17 protein-coding genes are annotated in these 19,759 nt (G+C 72.3%); 8 read left to right on the top strand and 9 right to left on the bottom strand.

Features of this window, described 5'->3' with window-relative positions; all coding sequences use genetic code 11:
- Positions 1-13: 13 nt before the first annotated feature.
- Together AB0K60_RS15970 and AB0K60_RS15965 are read right to left on the bottom strand one after the other, a co-directional pair.
- Entirely contained in the window at positions 14-1,483 is a 1,470-nt protein-coding gene (locus tag AB0K60_RS15970) for an MFS transporter (protein WP_364054324.1), read from the bottom strand.
- A gap of 96 nt (positions 1,484-1,579) precedes the next feature.
- On the bottom strand, positions 1,580-2,878 hold the full coding sequence (locus tag AB0K60_RS15965) for an amidohydrolase family protein (RefSeq protein WP_364054321.1): 1,299 nt from the start codon (positions 2,876-2,878) through the stop codon (positions 1,580-1,582).
- A 132-nt stretch (positions 2,879-3,010) separates the two neighbouring features.
- Between AB0K60_RS15965 and AB0K60_RS15960 the strand changes: the two genes are divergently transcribed.
- Positions 3,011-4,024: an AsnC family transcriptional regulator gene (locus AB0K60_RS15960; RefSeq protein WP_364054318.1), complete on the top strand. Its 1,014-nt coding sequence runs from the start codon at positions 3,011-3,013 to the stop codon at positions 4,022-4,024.
- Here the strand turns inward: AB0K60_RS15960 and AB0K60_RS15955 are convergent.
- Complete coding sequence (locus AB0K60_RS15955; RefSeq protein ID WP_364054315.1) at positions 4,015-4,668, bottom strand: TetR/AcrR family transcriptional regulator; 654 nt, start codon at positions 4,666-4,668, stop codon at positions 4,015-4,017. The two genes, AB0K60_RS15960 and AB0K60_RS15955, sit on opposite strands and share 10 nt — an antisense overlap.
- Positions 4,669-4,824: 156 nt before the next feature.
- Here AB0K60_RS15955 and AB0K60_RS15950 point away from each other — a divergent pair, with 156 nt between their 5' ends.
- A complete protein-coding gene (locus AB0K60_RS15950; RefSeq protein WP_364054312.1) occupies positions 4,825-5,679 on the top strand; it encodes an enoyl-CoA hydratase/isomerase family protein in 855 nt (284 codons plus the stop codon).
- 214 nt (positions 5,680-5,893) lie between these two features.
- On the opposite strand, the gene AB0K60_RS15945 is transcribed toward AB0K60_RS15950, so the two are convergent.
- A complete protein-coding gene (locus AB0K60_RS15945; protein WP_364054309.1) occupies positions 5,894-6,898 on the bottom strand; it encodes a threo-3-hydroxy-L-aspartate ammonia-lyase in 1,005 nt (334 codons plus the stop codon).
- 144 nt (positions 6,899-7,042) lie between these two features.
- The gene (locus AB0K60_RS15940; protein WP_364054306.1) at positions 7,043-8,092 is read right to left on the bottom strand and encodes a DegT/DnrJ/EryC1/StrS family aminotransferase; all 1,050 of its coding nucleotides are present in this window, start codon (positions 8,090-8,092) and stop codon (positions 7,043-7,045) included.
- Positions 8,093-8,405: 313 nt separating this feature from the next.
- Here AB0K60_RS15940 and AB0K60_RS15935 point away from each other — a divergent pair, with 313 nt between their 5' ends.
- The 6 genes from AB0K60_RS15935 to AB0K60_RS15910 all read left to right on the top strand — a co-directional run bounded on the left by AB0K60_RS15935 (position 8,406) and on the right by AB0K60_RS15910 (position 13,706).
- Positions 8,406-8,639 carry a DUF2945 domain-containing protein gene (locus tag AB0K60_RS15935; protein ID WP_364054303.1) on the top strand — a complete coding sequence of 78 codons (234 nt, stop codon included), beginning with the start codon at positions 8,406-8,408 and terminating at the stop codon, positions 8,637-8,639.
- Positions 8,640-8,720: 81 nt separating this feature from the next.
- Positions 8,721-9,443, top strand: coding sequence for an IclR family transcriptional regulator (locus AB0K60_RS15930; protein ID WP_364054300.1), 723 nt, complete (start codon positions 8,721-8,723; stop codon positions 9,441-9,443).
- 100 nt (positions 9,444-9,543) lie between these two features.
- Positions 9,544-10,509 carry a PDR/VanB family oxidoreductase gene (locus AB0K60_RS15925; protein WP_364054297.1) on the top strand — a complete coding sequence of 322 codons (966 nt, stop codon included), beginning with the start codon at positions 9,544-9,546 and terminating at the stop codon, positions 10,507-10,509.
- Positions 10,510-10,605: 96 nt separating this feature from the next.
- Complete coding sequence (locus tag AB0K60_RS15920) at positions 10,606-11,805, top strand: cytochrome P450 (protein ID WP_364054294.1); 1,200 nt, start codon at positions 10,606-10,608, stop codon at positions 11,803-11,805.
- Positions 11,806-12,058: 253 nt separating this feature from the next.
- Positions 12,059-12,259, top strand: a complete 201-nt coding sequence (locus AB0K60_RS15915; protein WP_364054291.1) for a hypothetical protein — start codon at positions 12,059-12,061, stop codon at positions 12,257-12,259.
- Positions 12,260-12,287: 28 nt separating this feature from the next.
- Complete coding sequence (locus AB0K60_RS15910; RefSeq protein ID WP_364054288.1) at positions 12,288-13,706, top strand: SPFH domain-containing protein; 1,419 nt, start codon at positions 12,288-12,290, stop codon at positions 13,704-13,706.
- Positions 13,707-13,969: 263 nt separating this feature from the next.
- On the opposite strand, the gene AB0K60_RS15905 is transcribed toward AB0K60_RS15910, so the two are convergent.
- The 4 genes from AB0K60_RS15905 to htpG all read right to left on the bottom strand — a co-directional run bounded on the left by AB0K60_RS15905 (position 13,970) and on the right by htpG (position 19,674).
- Complete coding sequence (locus AB0K60_RS15905; RefSeq protein ID WP_364054285.1) at positions 13,970-14,617, bottom strand: hypothetical protein; 648 nt, start codon at positions 14,615-14,617, stop codon at positions 13,970-13,972.
- A 269-nt stretch (positions 14,618-14,886) separates the two neighbouring features.
- Positions 14,887-15,525 carry a response regulator transcription factor gene (locus AB0K60_RS15900; RefSeq protein ID WP_364054282.1) on the bottom strand — a complete coding sequence of 213 codons (639 nt, stop codon included), beginning with the start codon at positions 15,523-15,525 and terminating at the stop codon, positions 14,887-14,889.
- Positions 15,526-15,530: 5 nt separating this feature from the next.
- Positions 15,531-17,459, bottom strand: a complete 1,929-nt coding sequence (locus tag AB0K60_RS15895) for a sensor histidine kinase (RefSeq protein WP_364054279.1) — start codon at positions 17,457-17,459, stop codon at positions 15,531-15,533.
- Between the two features lie 337 nt (positions 17,460-17,796).
- The gene (gene htpG, locus AB0K60_RS15890) at positions 17,797-19,674 is read right to left on the bottom strand and encodes a molecular chaperone HtpG (RefSeq protein ID WP_364054276.1); all 1,878 of its coding nucleotides are present in this window, start codon (positions 19,672-19,674) and stop codon (positions 17,797-17,799) included.
- Positions 19,675-19,759: the final 85 nt, after the last annotated feature.

Below are 19,759 nucleotides of genomic sequence, written 5' to 3'. Positions count from 1 at the left end.
CCCTCCCCGGCCTCTAGCCCCGCACCGCGGGCCCGCCCGTGACCCCAGATCGGCGCATCCTGCGAATGAGAAGCGTCATGGGGATCGCGGCGAGGACGAACGCGCAGCCGCCGACGGCGATGTAGGTGTGCACGCCGAGCGAGGAGTTCACCGTCTCCCCGCCGACGACCATGTCCGTCGAGTTGAGGATCGCCGTGCCGATGAAGGACATCATCACCGACCCGATCGCGATCATGACCATGACCACGCTGGAGATCGTGCCCTGCTTCTCCGGCGACGTCAGGAGGGACGCCAGGTTGAAGCCCGAGGTGACCATCGAGCCGGCCGTGAGGCTGAGCATGAACGAGCAGACCGCGGCGATCGCGAGATTCCCGGATCCGGCGACGAACATCACCAGGGCCGCGGTCGTCCCCGTCACCAGACCGGCGGCGAGGGGCCAGGCGGGGCCCACGCGCGTCGCGACCGCGCCCGCCAGGATGCCGCCGAGCGTGATCCCGAACGAGGGGACGCCGAACATCAGGCCGAGCGCCGCCGGGCCCGCGATGCCGTAGCCGAGGCCGTCCTCGGGGGCGACGTCGACCAGCAGGCCGAACAGCGAGAGCATGCTCCGGTAGGCGCCCGTCCCCATGGTGACCACGAGGAAACCGAGCCCGAGGGTCGGCGTGATGGCGCGGATGTCGATCACGGGCTCGGGCGCGCGGCTCAGCACGAGGAACCAGACGAGCAGCGCCACGACGCCCGCGGCGAGGACGGCCAGCGGAAGGATTCCCAGCCAGCCGAGGTCCTGCCCGAGGCTGATGTACATGAGCACCCCCGCGAGCCCGCCGCCGAGCACGAGGGCGCCCGCGACGTCGAGTCTGCCCGGCGTCCTGACCGCGGAGTTCGGGATCGCGAGGCGTACGCACAGCGCGCCCACGGCCGCGAACCCCGCGGCGACCACGAACACGAACCGCCAGCCGAACGCGGCCGTCGCGATCTGCAGGACGAACGGGGTCACGATCCCGAAGGCGGCCGAGCCCGAGGTCACCACCCCGGTCACGACCATGGCGAACCTGGACGCGCAGACGTCCCGGATGAGCGCGACGGTGAGGAACAGCGACGCGACCGCGGCGCCTTGCAGGGCCCGCCCGAGGACGAAGACGGCGAGGTTCGGGGCGATCAGGCACACGATCCCGCCCAGCGCGGCGACCAGCAGCGTGAACACGAGGATCCGGCGCTTGCCGTGGATGTCGGCCGCCTTGCCGAGCAGCGGCGACCACATCGCGCCCGCCAGCATCGCGCTCATGTCGAGCCAGGCGAAGTGGGTGGTCTGGAAGGCGTCCTTGAGCTGGGCGATGATGAAGGACGGCGCGGTGACCACGGTGTCCACCATGACGTTCACCAGCATGAGGATGGCGACGTAGCCGATCACCCGGCCGTTCCAGCCGGTCTGCAGGCCGGTGGACGGCTCCTCCGTCGTGGCACGGGAGCTCATCTCTTGCATGAGCGGTTCCTTTCTGCTGCCGGACGCCCCGGCGGTTGTCGCCCCGGGGCGGGTGGGGGGACGGACCCTTGGTCCCTTGGTCCCGTGGGTCCGCGGTCAGCGGCGCGCCTTGGCGGGGCGGCCGTTCCGGTCGGCCGTCGGCTCCGGGGACGGGTCGGTGGCGGGCGGCGCGAGCTTGCGGATGACGCCCTGTTGGGCGACGAGGACGATGTTCTCGGGCGCCGCGAGCACACCGATGTCCCGCAGCGGGTCCCCCGCGCAGAGGACGAGGTCCGCGGCGTACCCGGCGCGCAGCGTCCCGAGCGTGTCCTGCACGCCGAGGAGTCGCGCGCCGGTGGACGTCGCCGCGCGGATCGCCTCCATGGGCGACATGCCCAGCTCCACCAGGTACGACAGTTCGGCGAGGTTCCGCCCGTGCGGGGCGATGCCGGCGTCCGTGCCCATCGCGATGTTCACCTTGCGCGCGATCGCCTCGGCGATGTTCTCCTTGGCCCGCTCGTTCCAGCGCAGCTTCTTCCGGTAGCGCCACGGCGTGGTCGTCGCCGGGTCCAGCGGCCGGAAGACGGCCGACAGGGTCGGCACGAGGAACGCGCCCCGCTCGCCGAGCAGGTCGCAGCCCTCGTCGTCGATGCCGAAGCCGTGCTCGACCGAGCGGACGCCGCCGCGGATCGCGGCGAGGACGCCGGCCCGCCCCTGCGCGTGCGCGGCGACCGCCCGCCCCCGGTGGCGGTCCGCCTCGTCCACGACCGCCGCGATCTCCTCGTCGAGGAGATCCTGATCGTCCGGATCGTCGCGGGCGCTGCTGATCCCGCCGCTCGTGCAGATCTTGACGAGGTCGGCGCCGTCGCGCAGCATCCGCCGCGCGGCGCTCCGCACGCCCGCCACGTCGTCGGCGAGCTCGCAGTACTCGATGCCGAGCCGCCTGCCGCCGGGCATCGTGTCGTCGGCGTGCCCGCCGGTGTGGCTGATCACGCCGACGGACGTCTGCACGCGCGGGCCCGGGATGAGTCCGGCGGCGACGGCGTCGCGGAATCCGGCGGGCAGCCCGCCCAGGTCACGGACCGACGTGATGCCGGCCTCGAGCGTCCGGCGCAGCCGCTCGGCCGTCTGGAACACGTTCACGACAGGGTCGGTCAGCAGCGCGGTCTCCACGAGCGACCGATCGGAGGCGACGCCGAGATGGGTGTGGCAGTCGAACAGTCCCGGGAGCAGGGTCCCGCCCGCGCCGTCGATCGTCCGCACCCCCGGGCGTGCCTCGGGCGCCCGCGCCGCGGGGCCCGCGTAGGTGATCCAGCCGTCGGCGTCGGCCTCGAGCACGGCATCGTCCACGGCCTCGGCCCCGGTGCCGTCGATGAGCCGTACGTTGTGGATCCGCAGGGCGGCTGCGTCGTTCACTCGCACTCGTCGCCAATCTCGCTCGCTCCGCTGTGACGGTGGTCACGGTAGGGTGACCTCGGGAAACGGCCGCCGAAATGCAGGAAATCGACATCGCAGGCCAGGTTTGTGCAGGAAAGGAGCCGGCGCGCAATGGCCGCGTCCTTCGATGAACTCGACGTCGCGATCGTCGACGCGGTGCGGTCGGCGCCGCGGGCGAGCTGGCAGAAGCTCGGGGGAGTGCTCGGCGTGGACCCGGTGACGGTGAGCCGGCGCTGGGCGCGGCTGGAGTCCGAGGGGGTGGCCTGGGTCACCGCGTACCCCTCGGGACGCCTGACCCCGGCGTGCGCGCTGGTGGAGGTCGACTGCTCGCACGGGCGGTCGGCCGACGTCGCGCTCGCGCTCGCGGAGGACCCGCAGGCGGCCACGGTCAAGGTGACCAGCGGCGCGCGGGACGTGATGCTGCTCGCGCAGGCGCCCACGCTCGACGCGCTGTCGGCGTACCTGCTCGACCTCGTCGGGCGGGTCCCGGGGATCGCGCGGGTCCGCAGCCATGTGGTCACCGGATCGACCCTGGAGGCCAGCCGCTGGCGGGAGGGCGCGCTCAGCCCCGAGCAGCGGCGCCGCCTCGGAGCGCGCCCGGGGCCGCGCTCCGACGCCGCCGACGCGCTCACCGACGCCGACACGCGCATCCTGCGCGCGTTGCACCTCGACGGGCGGATGTCGTTCGAACGGCTCGCCGAGCACGCGGGCGTCAGCCCGGTGACCGCCCGCCGCAGGCTGTCCCGCATGCTGGAGGCGGGACTGGTCACCATTCGCTGCGACGTCTCCCGCCATCTGTCCGGCCGGTCGGTCTCCGCGGTGTTCTTCGGCTCACTGGACGTCCACGACCTGGGCGGTGCGGAGGAGCGCATCCGGGCGCTGCCGGGGGTCCGGGCCTCGACGTTCGTGGCTGGGCCGTTCAACGTGATCGTCGACGCGTGGCTGCGCTCGCCGGCCGAGGTGCACGACCTGGAGTGGCGGATGGGGCGGGAGCTGCCGGAGCTGCGCGTTCAGGACCGCTCGGTGGTGCTGAGGATGACCAAGCTGCTGGGCCGCGTCCTGGACGAGGAGGGGCGGTGCGTGCGCACCGTGCCGCTCGTCCCGGACGGGGACGCTCAGCGGTAGGCGCGCAGGAACGCGTCCACGCCGTCGGCGATGACGGCGAGGATCTCCGGCTCGTCCGGCTTGTCCGGCTCGCCGTCCCGCCGGTCGTCGAGCGTGTCGAGCGTGTCGAGCGCGAGGCCGACCGTCAGGGCCGTGAAGTGCCGGGCCGCGACGCGGGGATCGGCGGCGCGGATCTCGCCGGCCGCCGCGAGCGCGGCGAAGCGCTCCTCCAGCATCCGCTCGGGGCGGTCGCGCACGTCCTCGGGCAGCCGGGGCGTCGCCCAGTGCTGCGCGGTGAGGCGGCGGAAGGTCACGTAGTCCGACGACGGGAAGGTGCGCAGGACGACGCGCCGGGCGAACGCCGTCAGCGCCTCGCGCAGGTCGCGCCCCGGCGTCAGCTCCTCGTCGATCGCGGCGCGGACGGTGCTCGCCAGCGCGTCGTTCACGCGTTCGAGCACCCGTAGGAAGATCGTCCCCTTCTCCCCGAAGTGGTCGTAGACGGTGCGCTTGGAGACCTGCGCGCGAGCCGCGATGGCGTCCACGCTCGCCCGCTCGTACCCCTCGGCGACGAACAGCGCCTCCGCCGCGTCCAAGATCGCGGCCTTCTTGCCCTCCGACCTCCGGCGACGGCCGGGAGTCTGCACGGTCGCGATGCCCCTCGACATGATCCAAGCGTACGCCGCTCGAAAAACCACACTGATTGGTGTACTTTCTGCGGCAGGCCGACGCGCGTCGGCGCGTCCATCCCTCTCGCATCCCTCGTGCCGTCCGCGTACCGGCGGATCGGGCGCGGTTCACTACACGCAATCGGAGGCAGCCGCATGGCGATCAACCTGGCCGATCACTGGGAGGGCTACCTTGCCCCGCGCACGCTCGAGGAGTACTCGGCCACGTACGCCGACTTCTTCCGGATGCGGCGCGAGGACGGCATCATCGAGGTCCGCCTGCACACCGCCGACGGCCCGTACGTCCACACGCACGCCGCGCACAACGCCTGGCCGCGGGTGTGGCAGGAGATCGGCAACGACCCCGAGAACCACGTGCTGATCATCACGGGCACCGGCGACCGGTGGATGACGGGCAACCCGCGGGGGCTCAACCCCGTGCCCGCCTCCGACCTGGACCCGGATCTGACCTTTCAGCGCATGATGGACGGCTGGAAGCTCATCGAGAGCTTCGTCAACAGCATCGACATCCCGACGATCGCGGCGGTCAACGGCGCGGGCGTGCACACCGAGTTCGCGATGATGAGCGATATCACGCTCGCTGCCCCGGACGCCGACTTCATGGACCCGCACTTCTGGCTGGGCTCGCCGCCCGGGGACGGCCAGGGCATGGCGCTGCAGACGCTGATGGGCCACAAGCGCGCCGCCTACTACATCTACGGGGCCAAGCCGATCCCGGCCGAGAAGGCCCTCGAATGGGGCATCGTCAACGAGGTGCTTCCGCGCGAGCGGCTTCTCGACCGCGCGTGGGAACTCGCCCGTTTCATCATGAAGCGGCCGCGGTACGCCCGGTGGGCGGCCCACAACATCATCTCGCGGCACTGGAAGAAGATGGTGGCCGAGGACTTCGGCTTCCACATGGCGCACCAGATGCTCGCCAACATCGCGAGCAAGTCCCGGGTGCCCAATCCCGATCTGATCAATGACTCCGCGGCGCGCACACTGTTCTGACCTCGAAGACCTCGAAGACCTCGAAGACCTCGACGAAACGCCCGGCGCTCGCGCACCGGGCGTTTCGTCGTCGTCTCGTCGTCTCGTCGTCTCGTCGTCTCGGCGTCGGACGCGGGGCGGTAGGGCGGCGGTACGGCCGAGGCCAACGGCGGCAAGGCGCGGCCCGAGCCAGGTCGTCAACGCGGGGCGGCAGGGCGGTACGGCGGCCGCCCGGTCACCCGCCGACGAGCTCGGTGAACCTCCGGGTGTCGATGTTGCCGCCGGAGGCGATGACGCCGACGCGGCGCGGCGGGTCGGCGACGCGTCCGGCGATGAGGGCGGCCAGGGCGGACGCGCCGCTCGGCTCCAGGACGATCTTCAGGCGTTCGAAGACGAAGCGCATGGCGGCGATGATCTCCGCGTCGCTCACCAGGGCGATGGCGTCGACGAGGTGCCGGTTGACGGCGAAGGTGAGCTCGCCGGGGGTGGGCAGGGCCTGGCCGTCGGCGATCGTGCGGGGCACGGGGATGGTGACGCGCTCGCCGCGTTCCAGGGAGCGCTTGGTGTCGTCGCCGTTCTCCGGCTCGACGCCGACGATCCGGATCGCGGGGTGGAGCGCCTTGGCCGCGATGGCGCTTCCGGCGATGAGCCCGCCGCCGCCGACGGGCACGACGAGGGCGTCGAGCTCCCCGGTCTCCTCCAGGAGTTCGAGGGCGGCGGTGCCCTGACCGGCGATGACGTGGGGGTGGTCGTAGGGCGGGATGAGCGTCAGGCCGCGGTCTTCGGCGAGGGCGCGGCCGAGCGCGGTGCGGTCCTGGGTGTAGCGGTCGTAGGTGACGATCTCCGCGCCGTATCCGGCGGTCGCCTCCCGCTTGGAGCGCGGGGCGTCCTCGGGCATCAGGATCACGGCGGAGGAGCCCAGCTCGCGGGCCGCCAGGGCGACGGCCTGGGCGTGGTTGCCGGAGGAGTAGGCGGCGATGCCCTTGGCGAGCTGGCCGGGGATGAGCCGGGCGGCGGCGTTGTAGGCGCCGCGGAACTTGAACGCGCCGACGCGCTGGAAGTTCTCGCACTTGACGAACACCTCGGCACCGACGAGGGCGTTCAGGGTGCGGGAGGTGAGCACGGGGGTGCGGTGGGCGACGCCGTCGAGGCGAGCGGCGGCCTCACGGACGTCGTCGAACGTCACGGGCGACGTGGCGGTCCCGGCGGGCACCGGTTCCGCGTCGGTCGAGGGTGGCAACGGCGTGCACCTCCACAGCGGGTCCGTAGAGCCGTTCCTGTACGGCGGCGGTCACGCGAATTCTCTCACCAGCGTCCGGCGGCCGGGTCCGCCCCTGCCGACGCCGCGCCCCGCCCGGCCGGGCCGGGCCGGGGTCGGCTCGGGTCAGCCGGCGTTCGGCAGGGTGGTGGGCGGGGCTGTGGCCGGTTGCCGGGGCGGGGGCGCCGGGCGGAGGCGCTCGACGATCGGGAGCGCACGGTGGGCGTAGAGCGGGTCGACCGGCAGCACGTGCCGGGCCCACCAGCGCGCCACCTCCGGGGCGGGGGAGGGCGTGACGAGACCGGGCAGGTAGTCGTCGTACGGCGGGTCGTACAGGTAGCCGGTCGCCACGCCGTGCCGTTCCAGGGTGGCGATCGCGGCGTCGCGGTCCTCGACGAGGAGCGGAACCCGGAAGAGCGGCTGGTCCGCGTGGAGGCGTACGCCCTCGGCGGCGGCGGGCAACTCGGCCAGGCGGTGTACGCCGGCGATCCGCGCGTCTCGCTCGCGGGGCAGGGCAAGCAGTCGTCTGCACTGGTACCAGCGGCGCAGGGCGCCGTTCCGGTCGCGGTAGTGATGCAGGTCGGCGCGTACCCAGGCGTCGAAGGGCGGCAGGCGCGGCGTCTCGGCGAGGGCGGCGGACAGGGCGCGGCGGCGGCAGTCGATGCGGTAGCCCTCCCGCTCCTCCTCCAGGCCGAGGGCGCGCGACAGGGCGAGCGCGGGGCGTACCAGGTTCAGTCGCAGTGCCGTCCGGCGTGCCGTGGAGGTGAGCACGGAGGTGACCTCGCGGCGCAGCGATCCCGGCCGGAGCAGGAGGTCGCGGTGGCGCTTCAGGGCGCGGTAGTCGGCCTCGTGCTCGACCGCGAGGACGCCGCCGGAACCCGCGCCGGCGTGCTTGGAGAGGCTGAACACGCCGGCGACGCCGAACGTGCCGAGGGGCTGCCCGCCCACGGTCGTCTCCATGGCGTGCGCGACGTCCTCGATGAGGATCTTGCCGGTGAGCTCGGTGACGCGGTCCGGCAGGCCGTACAGGTTGGTGGTGAGGACGGCGTCGACCGAGTCGAGGAGGGCGAGGGGGACCTCGATGTTGCCGTCGAGCAGGGACAGCGGTGCGATGACCGGCAGCAGTCCGGCGGCGAGTACCACAAATATGATCTCATCGGCGGAGATGGGGGACATGAGCAGTCGCTGACCGGGAGTGCACCAGTGCCGGAGCGCGAGGAACAGGCCGAGCCTGTTCGACGGCAGATGGAGGCACCGGCGACCGATCCGATCTGACACGATTTGTGCGGGATCCACCGCAGATCGCTATCACATATTCGGGTAAAGCCGCCATCGGAACGGGGATGGCGGCCCGGACCGGTTTTCGTGATCTTTCGGGTGCCGGGGAGTTCCGGCACCTCACCGCGAGGTGGCGCCGGTCGTGCCGTGACCAATGTCACCCGTGTGGCCTCCGGGGGAGTTATCCGATTTGTCCGGGTAGGTGGGAAGCATGGCCGACAAACGCAAGCGACAGGAACCCGCCGTCGGTGACGAGGTCACCTGGAAGAGCCACGGATCCACGGCGTCGGGCAAGGTCGAGAAGAAGATCACGAAGCGGACGGAGGAGGCCGGGCGCACGGTGGACGCCTCGCCCGAGGAGCCTCAGTATCGCGTGCGCAGCGAGAAGAGCGGCAAGAGCGCCGTGCACAAGCCGTCGGCGCTGCGCGGGAAGCGCCGCCGCTGAAACGGTGTGCCGCCGGACAGGGGGTCCAAAAGCGCTCATATCGGATAATTGGGCGCGATGAGGTCCTCCACCGGTGAATCCGTGTTGTCGCGAATCGTGCGCATCTTCGAGGCGTTCGGGCCGGACGCGCCCGCGCTGCGGGTATCGGAGATCGCGCGACGGTCCGGCCTGCACGTGGCGACCGCCTCGCGGCTGGTGAACGAGCTGATCCGGTACGGCTGGCTGCAACGCGACGCCGACGGGATCCGGGTCGGGGTGCGGATGTGGGAGCTGGCCCTGCGCGCGTCGCCCACGCTGAGCCTGCGCGAGGCGGCGATGCCGTACATGGAGGACCTGCACGCCGTGGTCGGCCACCACACCCAGCTGGGCGTGCTGGAAGGGGAGGAGGTGCTCTTTCTCGAGCGGCTGTCGGCCCCCGAGTCGGTCGTCAACTTCACCCGGATCGCCGGGAGGCTCCCGCTGCACGTCTCGTCCGCGGGCCTGGTGCTGCTCGCCCACGCGCCCGCCGACCTGCAGGAACGCGTGCTCTCCGCCCCGCTGCGGCGCTACCGCGCCGCGGTGACCGAACCGCGCCGGCTGCGCGCGATGCTCGCCGAGATCCGCCGCGTCGGCTACTCGTACTGCCCCGGCTTCATCGACGAGCGCGCCACGGGCATCGCCGTCCCCGTGCGCGGCCCCGGGGGCGAGGTCGTCGCGGCGCTCGCCGTCGTGGTGCCCAACGACGCGGGCGCGCGGACGCAGGTCCCCGCCCTCCTGGCGGCGGCGCGCGGGATCTCGCGTCGTATCGGCGAGACCGTACGGTGAAGTGCGTCACAACTCGTTTCTCACTCAATGAGAACGGCGTGGTGAAGGGGACGCCCCCCGGTTCATCCTCGGTGCCACCATGCCGAACCGAGGAGGAGCGATGGCGGGCAGGGCGTTCCCCACACGGACCACGATCGAGCTGCGGGTCGCGGCCAAGACCCCGGTGGCCGAGGGCGTCGTCGCGCTGACGCTGGAGCGTCCCGACGGGCGGCGGCTGCCGGACTGGACGCCCGGCGCGCACGTGGACCTGGTGCTGCCGACCGGGCTGACCCGGCAGTACTCGCTGTGCGGCGACCGCTGGGACGCCCACCGCTACCGGGTGGCCGTGCTGCGCGAGCCGTACGGGCGGGGCGGGTCGGCCCTCATCCACGACGAGCTGGCCGAGGGGGCGACGGTCGCGATCGGCGGCCCGCGCAACAACTTCCGGCTCGTGCCGTCGGATCGGTACCTGTTCATCGCCGGCGGGATCGGGATCACGCCGCTGCTGCCCATGATCCACCAGGCCGAGCTGCTGGGGGCCGAGTGGCGGCTGCTGTACGGCGGGCGCAGCCGCTCGACGATGGCGTTCCTCGACGAACTGGAGCGCTACGGCGACAAGGTGACCGTCGTTCCGCAGGACGAGTACGGCCTGCTCGACCTGGACGCCTGGCTTCCCGCCCCCACCTCGGCCGTCAAGGTGTACTGCTGCGGGCCGGCCGGCCTGCTCGACGCGGTGGAACGCGCGTGCGCCGGCTACCCGGAGGGCATGCTGCGTACCGAGCGATTCGTCCCGAAGGACCAGGGCCGGCCGGCCCGCGACACGCCGTTCGAGGTGGAACTGCGGCGCTCCGGCCTGTCGGTCACGGTCACACCGGATCGCAGCGTGCTGCAGGCGATCAACGAGGCGGGCGTCGGGGTGCTGTCCTCCTGCGGGCAGGGACTGTGCGGCACCTGCGAGACGGAGGTGCTGGCGGGCGAGCCCGACCACCGCGACGCGATCCTCGACGACGGCGAACGCGCGGCCGGTGACCGCATGTTCGTCTGCGTCTCCCGCGCGCGCTCCGACCGTCTCGTCCTCGACCTGTGACGGTGTGGCGGGCGGTACCGCCGCATATCCCGCCCCTATCCCGTCCCCACCCCGCCCTCATCCGGCCCCCATCCGGCTTTCGAGAAAGGCACGCCGGTGACCCTGCCGTCGATCGACGCCGACCCGTTCTCCCACGACGTCCTCGAGGACCCGCTGCCGCTGCACGCCAGGCTGCGTGACGCGGGACCGGTGGTCTACCTGACCCGCTACGACGTGTACGCGCTTGCCCGGTACGAGCACGTGCACGCCGTGCTGACCGACTGGCAGAACTTCCAGTCGGCGGCGGGCGTGGGCCTGAGCAACTTCCGCTACGAGAAGCCCTGGCGGCCCCCGAGCCTGCTGCTGGAGGCCGACCCGCCCCGGCACGACGCGCCAAGGGCCGTCCTGACGAACGTCCTCGGCCCACGGGAGCTGCGGAAACTGCGCGCGGCCTGGTTCGCCGACGCCGAGGAACTCGCCGATGCCGTCCTCGGCGCGGGCTCCTCCGGCGAGCTCGAGTTCGACGCCGTGACGGAGCTGGCGGAGGCGTTCCCGCTGCGGGTGTTCCCCGACGCGGTCGGCCTCCCGCCCGACGGCCGGGAGAACCTGCTGCCCTACGGCGAGCACGCCTTCAACGCCTTCGGCCCCGTGAACGACCTGGTCGAGAAGGGCCTGCCGCGGGTCGCCGAGCTGTCGGCGTGGGTGAACTCCCGATGCCAACGCGACATGCTGGCCCCCGGCGGCTTCGGCGCCCGCATCTGGGCGGCGGCGGACCGCGGCGACATCACCGCCGAGCAGGCGCCGCTGGTCGTGCGCTCCCTGCTGTCGGCCGGGGTCGACACTACCGTGCACGGCCTCGCCGCCGTGCTGTACGCCTTCGCCACCCACCCCGACCAGTGGCGGCGCCTGCGCCGCGAGCCGCACCTGGCCCGCGTCGCGTTCGACGAGGCGGTGCGCTGGCAGTCCCCGGTGCAGACGTTCTTCCGTACGGCAACGCGCGACGTCGTCGTCGGCGGCACGCTCATCCCCGACGGCAAGAAGGTCGTCACCTTCCTGGGATCGGCCAACCGCGACCCGCGCCGCTGGGCCGACCCCGACGCGTTCGACCTGTCCCGCGACCCCTCCGGGCACGTCGGCTTCGGCATGGGCATCCACCAGTGCGCCGGGCAGCACGTGGCCCGCCTGGAGGCGGAGGCGCTGCTGACCGCGCTCGCCCGGCGGATCGAACGCATCGAACTCGCCGGCCCGGCGCTGCGCCACCACAACAACACCCTGCGCGCGTGGAGGTCGATCCCCGTCCGCGTCCATCTCGCCTGAGATCTCGGTACCTGAGATTTCGGTACCTGAGATTTCGGTATCGGCTACGGCCGATCCGCCAGGCCCCCGAGGCCGAAAGGGAACCGTAACCGACCGAAACGCCGCCCAATGCGGGTCATTCGAGGTTTCGGACCTGGGCGGGCGGCTTTCCGGACAAACGCGTCTGTTCGTGGCAAAGGCGCTGTGTCAGGCTGGTAAAGGTGGAGCGGGCGCGTCATACGTTCGAGAACGTGCTCGGTTACGGGGAGAAGTGTTGGTCGGCAAGCAGGGGAGAGTCACCGGAAAGATCGGTCCGGGGCTGGTCGGAGAGGTGATGGTGCAGGTACGCGGGGGCGTGGAGGCGTTCTACGCCCACCCGAACCTGCCGGACGAGGAGTTCCCCGTCGGTTCGATCGTCGTCGTGGTCGAGTATTTCCCGCCTCGTACGGTGTACGTGGCTCGCGCCATCGTCTGAACCTTCCGCTCCGATTGTGGAGGCTCCGATGACGGCGGAGTATTGGATCACCGGGGGTGCCGCGTTCGCGGTGCTCATCGTGCTCATCATGGTGTTCAAGGCGGTGTGGCGGGTCGCCGAGCCGAACGAGGCCCTGATCATCTCGGGGCTTGGGGCGCACGGGCAGTCCGACGCCGCCGACTCGCTGGGATTCAAGATCGTCACAGGCAAGGGCACGGCCGTGCTGCCCGGCTTCCAGACCGCGCGCCGGCTGCGTCTCGACAGCCGCGCCGCGAACCTGACGGTGTCGTGCGTGACCCAGCAGGGCATCCCGGTCCACGTCCGCGGCGTGGTCATCTACAAGGTCGGCGACGACCTGCACTCGATCGCCAACGCCGCGCGGCGGTTCCTGGAGCAGCAGAACTCGATGGACGGCGCGATCCACGAGCTGTTCACCGGCCACCTGCGCTCGATCATCGGCAACCTCACGGTGGAGGACCTGATCCTCAACCGCGAGCGCCTGACCAGCGAGACCCGGATGAGCGCGGCCGACGAGATGAGCAAGCTCGGCCTGGTCGTCGACTCCCTGCAGATCCAGGAGATCGACGACGAGACCGGCTACATCATCAACCTCGGCAAGCCGCACGCGGCCAGGGTCGCCTCGCTGGCCCGCATCGCCGAGGCGCAGCGCGACCAGGAGGCCACCGAGGCCGAGCAGGTCGCCGCGGCCAAGAAGGCCGAGGCCGTACGGGACAGCCAGATCCAGCAGGCCGGGTTCCAGGCCGAGGTGGACCGGGCGGCGGCCAGGTCGCGGCAGGCCGGGCCGCTGTCGGAGGCGACCGCGCGCCAGGAGGTCGTCGTGCAGGAGACCCGCGCCGCCGAGTTGGAGGCCGAGCTGGCCGAGCAGCGGCTCCAGGCGCAGGTGCGCCGGCCCGCCGACGCCAAGGCGTACGAGACGATCACGCTGGCGCGGGCCGAGCGCGACGCCCGCATCGCCCAGGCCGAGGCGGAGGCGCAGGAGACCGAACTGCGCGGCCAGGCCGGCGCCGCCGCCACCAAGGCCACCGGTCTCGCCCAGGCCGAGGCGGTTAAGGCGCGCGGCCTCGCCGAGGCGGAGGCCGCCAAGGCCAAGGGCCTCGCGGAGGCCGAGGCGATCCGGGCGCGCTCCCAGGCCCTGGCCGAGAACCAGGAGGCCGTCATCGCCCAGCAACTCGCCGAGAAATGGCCCGCCATCGTCGAAGCCGCGTCCAAGTCCTTCGGCAACGTCGATCACATGATCGTCCTCAACGGCGCGCAGGGCGTGGAGGAACTCCTCGCCAAGGCCCTCACCCTCGGCGGCACCGGCCTCGGCCTCGCCCGCACCCTGCTGTCCACCGGCCCCGCCCAGCCCGCGGCCCCCGCCAGCCCCAACGGCGTCGACGCCCTCGTCACCCCGAACGCCGACCCGCCTTCCTCGGCCAAGTCGTAGGGGCCAAATCGTAGGGTCAAACGTTCCTCGCCCGGCTCCCGCTTCCCGCGGCGGCATCGGACGCCGGACGGACGCCGACGAGAGCGAGCGTCCGTCCGGCGGGCCGACGCGCGAGCCGCGCGGGCTCTCCACCTGCTTGGCGGTGGGCCGGTTCGTGTTGAACCGCTGAGGGGCGTCGTAACGGCGTTCCGTTCGGTTCCGCACGGCGCGGTTCCACCCCATCTCCACCCGGCGTACGGAGCCGGAGCCGTCAGATGGCGCCGTCAGGCCCTCTCGACGGGCAGGCGTGCGATCACCACGGCCACGGCGAGCCACACCGCGCCAATGATCACCGGTCCGGTGGGTCCGATCGCCATGGCCAGGGGCACCCCGGCGGCCAGGGCCACGGCCAGCGGCCAGGGCAGCAGCCGCGCCCGCACCAGCGCCGCCGCCACCAGGACGCCGCCGAGCAGCCACAGCGCCGTGCCGGGCAGGAACAACAGGTCGAGGGCGGTGCGGCCGTTGATCAGCGTGGCGCCGGTGGTGATGCCGAGCAGGACCTGACCGACGGCGTACATTCCCACCGCGATCCGGCCGAACCACCCCCAGCCGGGCACCGGGCGGTGCACGCGGTCGAGCACCAGGGCCGCCCCGGCCCCGGCCCACAGGCCGGTCACGAAGCAGGCCTCAATCAGGTAGTCGCCGAACCCGGCGAACGGCTGCCGCTGATCCGGCAGGACGAGTTCGCTCAGCGCGAGGGCGATGAAGCCCAGTCCGCTCAGCACCGGGAGGACCGCGCGTACGACGGAACCCTTCCGCGCGCGGTCCGCCTCCCGTTCGCCGAGGCCCGGCGGGTTCCCGGGGCCGATGGTGGAACCCATCGCATCGCCGGTCCGCCGGGGAACGCCGTGGTCGCCGCTTGACATCGTCATCGAGACTCCTGCTGGGTCGTGGGAGCACGCCATCAAGGTGCTCCGCCTTTTCGGACCGGGGCCGACGGCATCCCTGCCCCTCCAAGGGACGCCTCGCGTCGGCCCTCGCGCCGTCGGATTCGAGCCTGCCGACGGCCATTTCCCGAGGTCAGCGGAAACGCGTCCCATCAACCCAGGAACGGTTCCGGCCCCGGCCGGATGGGAGCGCGGCGGACCAGACGAAACCTCGGCGAGCCGGAAGGAAGCGGGGCCGGGCGGAGCCGAGCGGGTCAGCTGGTGCCGCCGCCGAGGCCCGCTTCACGGGCGGCGGCGATCGCGGCTGCCCGGTCGCGTGCGTGGATCTTGACCAGGATCGCGGACACCGCGTTGGCCACCGTCTTGGGCCGCACCGCGAGACGCCGGGCGATCGCCTGGTTGCCCAGGCCTTCGGCGACCAGCGCCAGAATGCTCCGCTCGCGGGGTGTGAGCTGCGGGAACGGCTCCTCGTCCGGCCGGTCACGCGGCATCAGCAGAGACGTGACCGCCGGGGCGATGCTGGTCCCGAACACGAGCTGGCCTTGCGCGGCGGACCGGACCGCGGCCAGCATCTCCTGCTGCGTGGCGTCCTTGAGCAGATAGCCGCGCGCGCCCGCGCGCATCGCCGCCAGCACCGAGGCGTCGTCGTCCGACATGGTCAGCACCAGGACCGCGACCCCGGGCCGCTGCGCGGTCAGGCGGCGGGTGGCCTCGATCCCGTCCACGCGCGGCATGGCCAGATCCATGAGCACGACGTCGGGCCGCCGCTCGGCGGCGACGGCGAGCGCCTCGGCCCCGTCGGCGGCCTCGCCCACCACCTCGTAGCCCTCCACCGTGCCGAGCAACGCGGCGAGGCCGTTCCGGACCACCGGATGGTCGTCCACTATCAGCACGCGGATCACGCGACACCCCCGACGGGTAGCCGGACGCGGACCTCGGTGCCGCCGACGGGCGGCGAGCCGATGGCGAAGTCGCCGCCGAGTTCCTCGGCACGCTCCCGCATGGCGGCAAGGCCCACGCCCGCGGGCGGCGTGCCGGGCAGGCCGCGGCCGTCGTCCGTGATCGTGATCGTCAGCCGGTCGTCGCCGAAAGAGATCCGGACCCGGCAGGAGGACGCGCCGGCGTGCCGGGCGCAGTTCGTCAGCGCCTCGCGGGTGACGAGATAGGCGGCGACCTCGGTGGCCGCGTCCAGCCCGTACGGCTCGCCGGACACGGTGACCTCGACCTTCGGCGGGGAGAGCCGGGCGGCCGCCGCCTCGATCGCCGGAACCAGGCCGAGCGCGTCGAGATCCGGCGGGCGAAGCCCGCGGCTGAGCCGGCGCACCGTGGCGGCGGCGTCCCTGGCCTGCTGCCGCACCGTGCCCAGCAGGTGCTCGGTGCGGACCGGATCGGACCGCAGCGCGTTGCAGGCCGCGTCGGCGGTGAAGCCCAGACCGGCGAGCACGGGTCCAAGGCCGTCGTGCAGGTCGCGCCGCAGCTTGCGGCGCTCCTCCTCGCGGGCGGTGACCAGGTCCCGCCTGGCCCGCTGCAACTCCAGGGCGCGCAGCGCCGCCGCCAGGGGGCCGCCCGCCTGCAGGGCGATGTCGTCGAGCAGCCGCCGGTCCCGTGGATCGAAGCCTTCGCCGGGTGCGCGCGGAGCCAGCCGCACCTGACCGAGGGGCGTCCCCTGGAACGTCAGGGGCACGGTACGCTCCAGCGGCACCGACGGATCACCGGCCTCCACCTCGGCGGGCCCGACCCGGACGTGCACGCGGGGGACGCGCAGCGCCGAGGCGATCGAGGCGGCCAGCACGGTCAGGGTCGCCCTCGGCTCTGCCGCCTCGGCCAACCGGCGCGACAGGCCGGTCAGTACGCCGTACGGGTCGCCGCGCTCGCCGTACAGGGCGCGGTCCACCAGTCGGGCGAGGAAGCCCCGCACCGGATTCACCGCGATCGCGACCACCACGGCCGCCGACGCGGCGACCACGGGCCGGTCCGGACCGGCCAGCAGCCCCAGCCCGGCCACGACCGCGACGTAGGCCAGGGCGAGCGCCCCGGCCAGCAATCCGTAGGTGAGGGTACGGCGCAGCACCCGATCGGTGTCGTACAGGCCGTGACGCAGCATGGCCACGCCCACCCCGGCGGGGAACGCCAGCACCCCGGCGACGGCGACCCAGTCGTTCCAGGGGGCGGGGAACCAGACGTTGCCGAACGTGGTGAGCACCAGCGTGGCGGCCCCGGTCAGCACCCACAGCAGTTGCAGGCGCACCTCTCCGCGCGCCCGCCGCAGCCGCAGCGGCAGCGCGGCCACGCAGCCCACGCAGGCGACGATCAGCGCCGCGATCAGCACCGGGAAGGCCGGGGTCTGCGCGGACAGGCCGGGCGCCGAGATCGGAGCGGGCAGGCCGTACCGGACCTGCGGCACGAGGGCCATGAGCAGGGTGAAGGCGGCGACGAGCGCACCCGTGACGATCGCGAACGGCCGCCAGCGGCGCGAGGGCAGGCGGCCGTCCGGCACCAGCAGCACGACCAGGGTGGCGGGGATCAGAACGGCCGGCGCCCACACCCAGCCGGACAGCCACGCCGTCCACCGCGCGCCGGGCAAGGCGGCCGCCGCGTGGTTGTCCGCGGCGTACGCGACCGCGCCCAGCGCGGGAACCAGGCACAACGCGCCGAGCAGCACCACCTTCCGGGCCAGCAGGAACGCACCCAGGGCCGGGAACGCCAGGCCGAGCGCCGCGTCCACCACCGTGCCGTGCCCACCCGTCGGCCCGCCGCCCGCCACGACGCCGCCTCCGACCAGCACGCACGACAGCCCGAACACCGGCCAGCCCCAGGTGTTCCGCATGAACCGCCTCCCGCCCGCGTCCCCGCTCCCATGCTCTCGCGGCGGTCATCCCGGCGGAACGGGACGAACATCCCTGGATCCCGGGAATCCCCAAGAATCCCCAGGGAATCCGGGAACTTCAGGGAATCGACGCACGTCCGGGGCGAGGCACCAGCGCCTCGCCCCGCCCGCCGCCGTCGGGGTGGACCGCACGCCCATCGGGGAGCCGCGCGCCCGCGAGCTCCGCGCGCCTGGCCGGCCGCTCCCGCGCCGGGCACGCGGATCGGCTCCGGCCAGGGGCATCGCGGCGAGGTCAAGCGCGCGCAGCTCCAGATCGCCGGGGACGGCCGGCGAGAGGTCAGGCTTCGCCCGCGCCGCCCATGAGGAGGCCGTTGAGGCGGTCGACGAACGCGGCCGGGTCCTCCAGGCGGGCGCCGAGGGTGAGGATGGACTGGTCGTACAGGACGTGTGCCCAGTTCGCGAGGCGCTCGTCGTCGGTCTCGTCGCGCAGGCGCCGGATGATCGCGTGGTCGGGGTTGAGCTCGAGGATCGGCTGGCTCGGTACGCCGGTGCCGCGCAGGCGGCGGGCCAGGTTGAGCTCGATGTCCGGCTCGTTGGCGACGATGCAGGCCGGGGACGTGGTGAGGCGGTTGGTGGTCCGTACGTCGAAGACCTTGTCGCCGAGGATCGTCTTGAAGCGCTCGACGAGGCCGGAGAGTTCGGTGCCGGCCTTCTCGTTCGCCTCCTTCTCGGCCTCGTCCTCCAGGGCGCCGAGGTCGGCGACGCCCTGGGCGACCGACCGCAGGCGCTTGCCCTCGAAGTCCTGCAGGCTCGTGACCAGCCAGTTGTCCACCGGGTCGCCGAGCAGCAGGACCTCGATGCCCTTCTTGCGGAAGATCTCCAGGTGCGGGCTGTTCTTGGCGGCGGCCAGGGACGGGGCGAGCAGGTAGTAGATCTTGTCCTGGCCGTCCTTCATGCGGCCGACGTAGTCGGTGAGGGAGACGTCGGGCTCGTCGGTTTCCGACCGGGTGGTGGTGAAGCGCAGCAGGCGGGCGATGTCGTCGCGGTTGGAGTAGTCCTCGGCCACGCCCTCCTTCAGGACGGCGCCGAACTCCCGCCAGAAGGTGGCGTACTTCTCCGGCTCGTTCTCCGACAGGTCCTTCAGCAGGCGCAGCACCCGCTTGACCGCGCCGGACCGGATGGAGTCCACCACCCTGCTGCTCTGCAGGATCTCCCGGGAGATGTTCAGCGGCAGGTCGTTGGAGTCGATGACGCCGCGGACGAACCGCAGGTACTGCGGCATCAACCGGCTGCTGTCGTCCATGATGAAGACCCGCTGGACGTGCAGCTTCACGCCGCGGCGCGCGTCGGGGAACCACAGGTCGTACGGGGCGTGCGCCGGGATGAACAGCAGCAGCGTGTACTCGTACTTGCCCTCCACCTTGGCGTGCAGGTGGGCGAGCGGGTCGGTGAAGTCGTGCGCGACGTGCTTGTAGAACTCGTTGTAGTCCTGCTCGCTGATCTCGTTCTTGGGCCGGGCCCACAGCGCGGACGCGCGGTTGACGACCGTCTCCTCGGCGTCCTCGCCCTCGCCCGGCATGAGGATCGGCAGGCTGATGTGGTCGGAGTACTTCTGGATGATCGTGCGCAGCCGGTACGCGTTGAGCAGGTCGTCCTCGCCCGCGCGCAGGTGCAGCACGATCTCGGTGCCCTGCTCGGGCCGCTCGACGGTCTCCAGCTCGTACTCGCCGCGGCCGTCGGACTCCCAGCGGACCCCCTCGGAGGGGGGAAGGCCGGCGCGCCGGGTGGTGAGCGTCACCCGGTCGGCCACGATGAACGCGGAGTAGAAGCCGACGCCGAACTGCCCGATGAGGTTGGCGTCCTTGCGCTGGTCGCCGGTGAGCCCCTTCAGGAACTCGCGGGTGCCGGACTTGGCGATGGTGCCGATGTTCTCCATCACCTCCTGCCGGCTCATCCCGATGCCGTTGTCCGACACGGTGATCGTGCGGGCGTCCTTGTCGAAGGCGACCCGGATCTGCAGCGGCTGGTCGCCCTGCTCGATGCCCGGCTCGGTGAGCGCCGCGAACCTCAGGCGATCGATGGCGTCCGAGGCGTTGGAGATCAGCTCACGGAGGAAGATCTCCTTGTTGCTGTAGAGCGAGTGAATCATCAGGTCGAGGAGTTGCACCACCTCGGCCTGGAAGCTGAATCGCTCCTGCTGCGTCGGCGCGCTCATGGGTGAACACCGCTCCTTTGAGATCGTTGTTATCCCGTTGCCCGGCCACAGCGTAGCGAGCCCGCACACCGTGCTCCATCGAAGC

The sequence above is a fragment of the Thermopolyspora sp. NPDC052614 genome, assembly GCF_040678635.1.
Lineage (GTDB): Bacteria > Actinomycetota > Actinomycetes > Streptosporangiales > Streptosporangiaceae > Thermopolyspora.
This window is presented reverse-complemented; position numbering and strand designations above follow the sequence as displayed.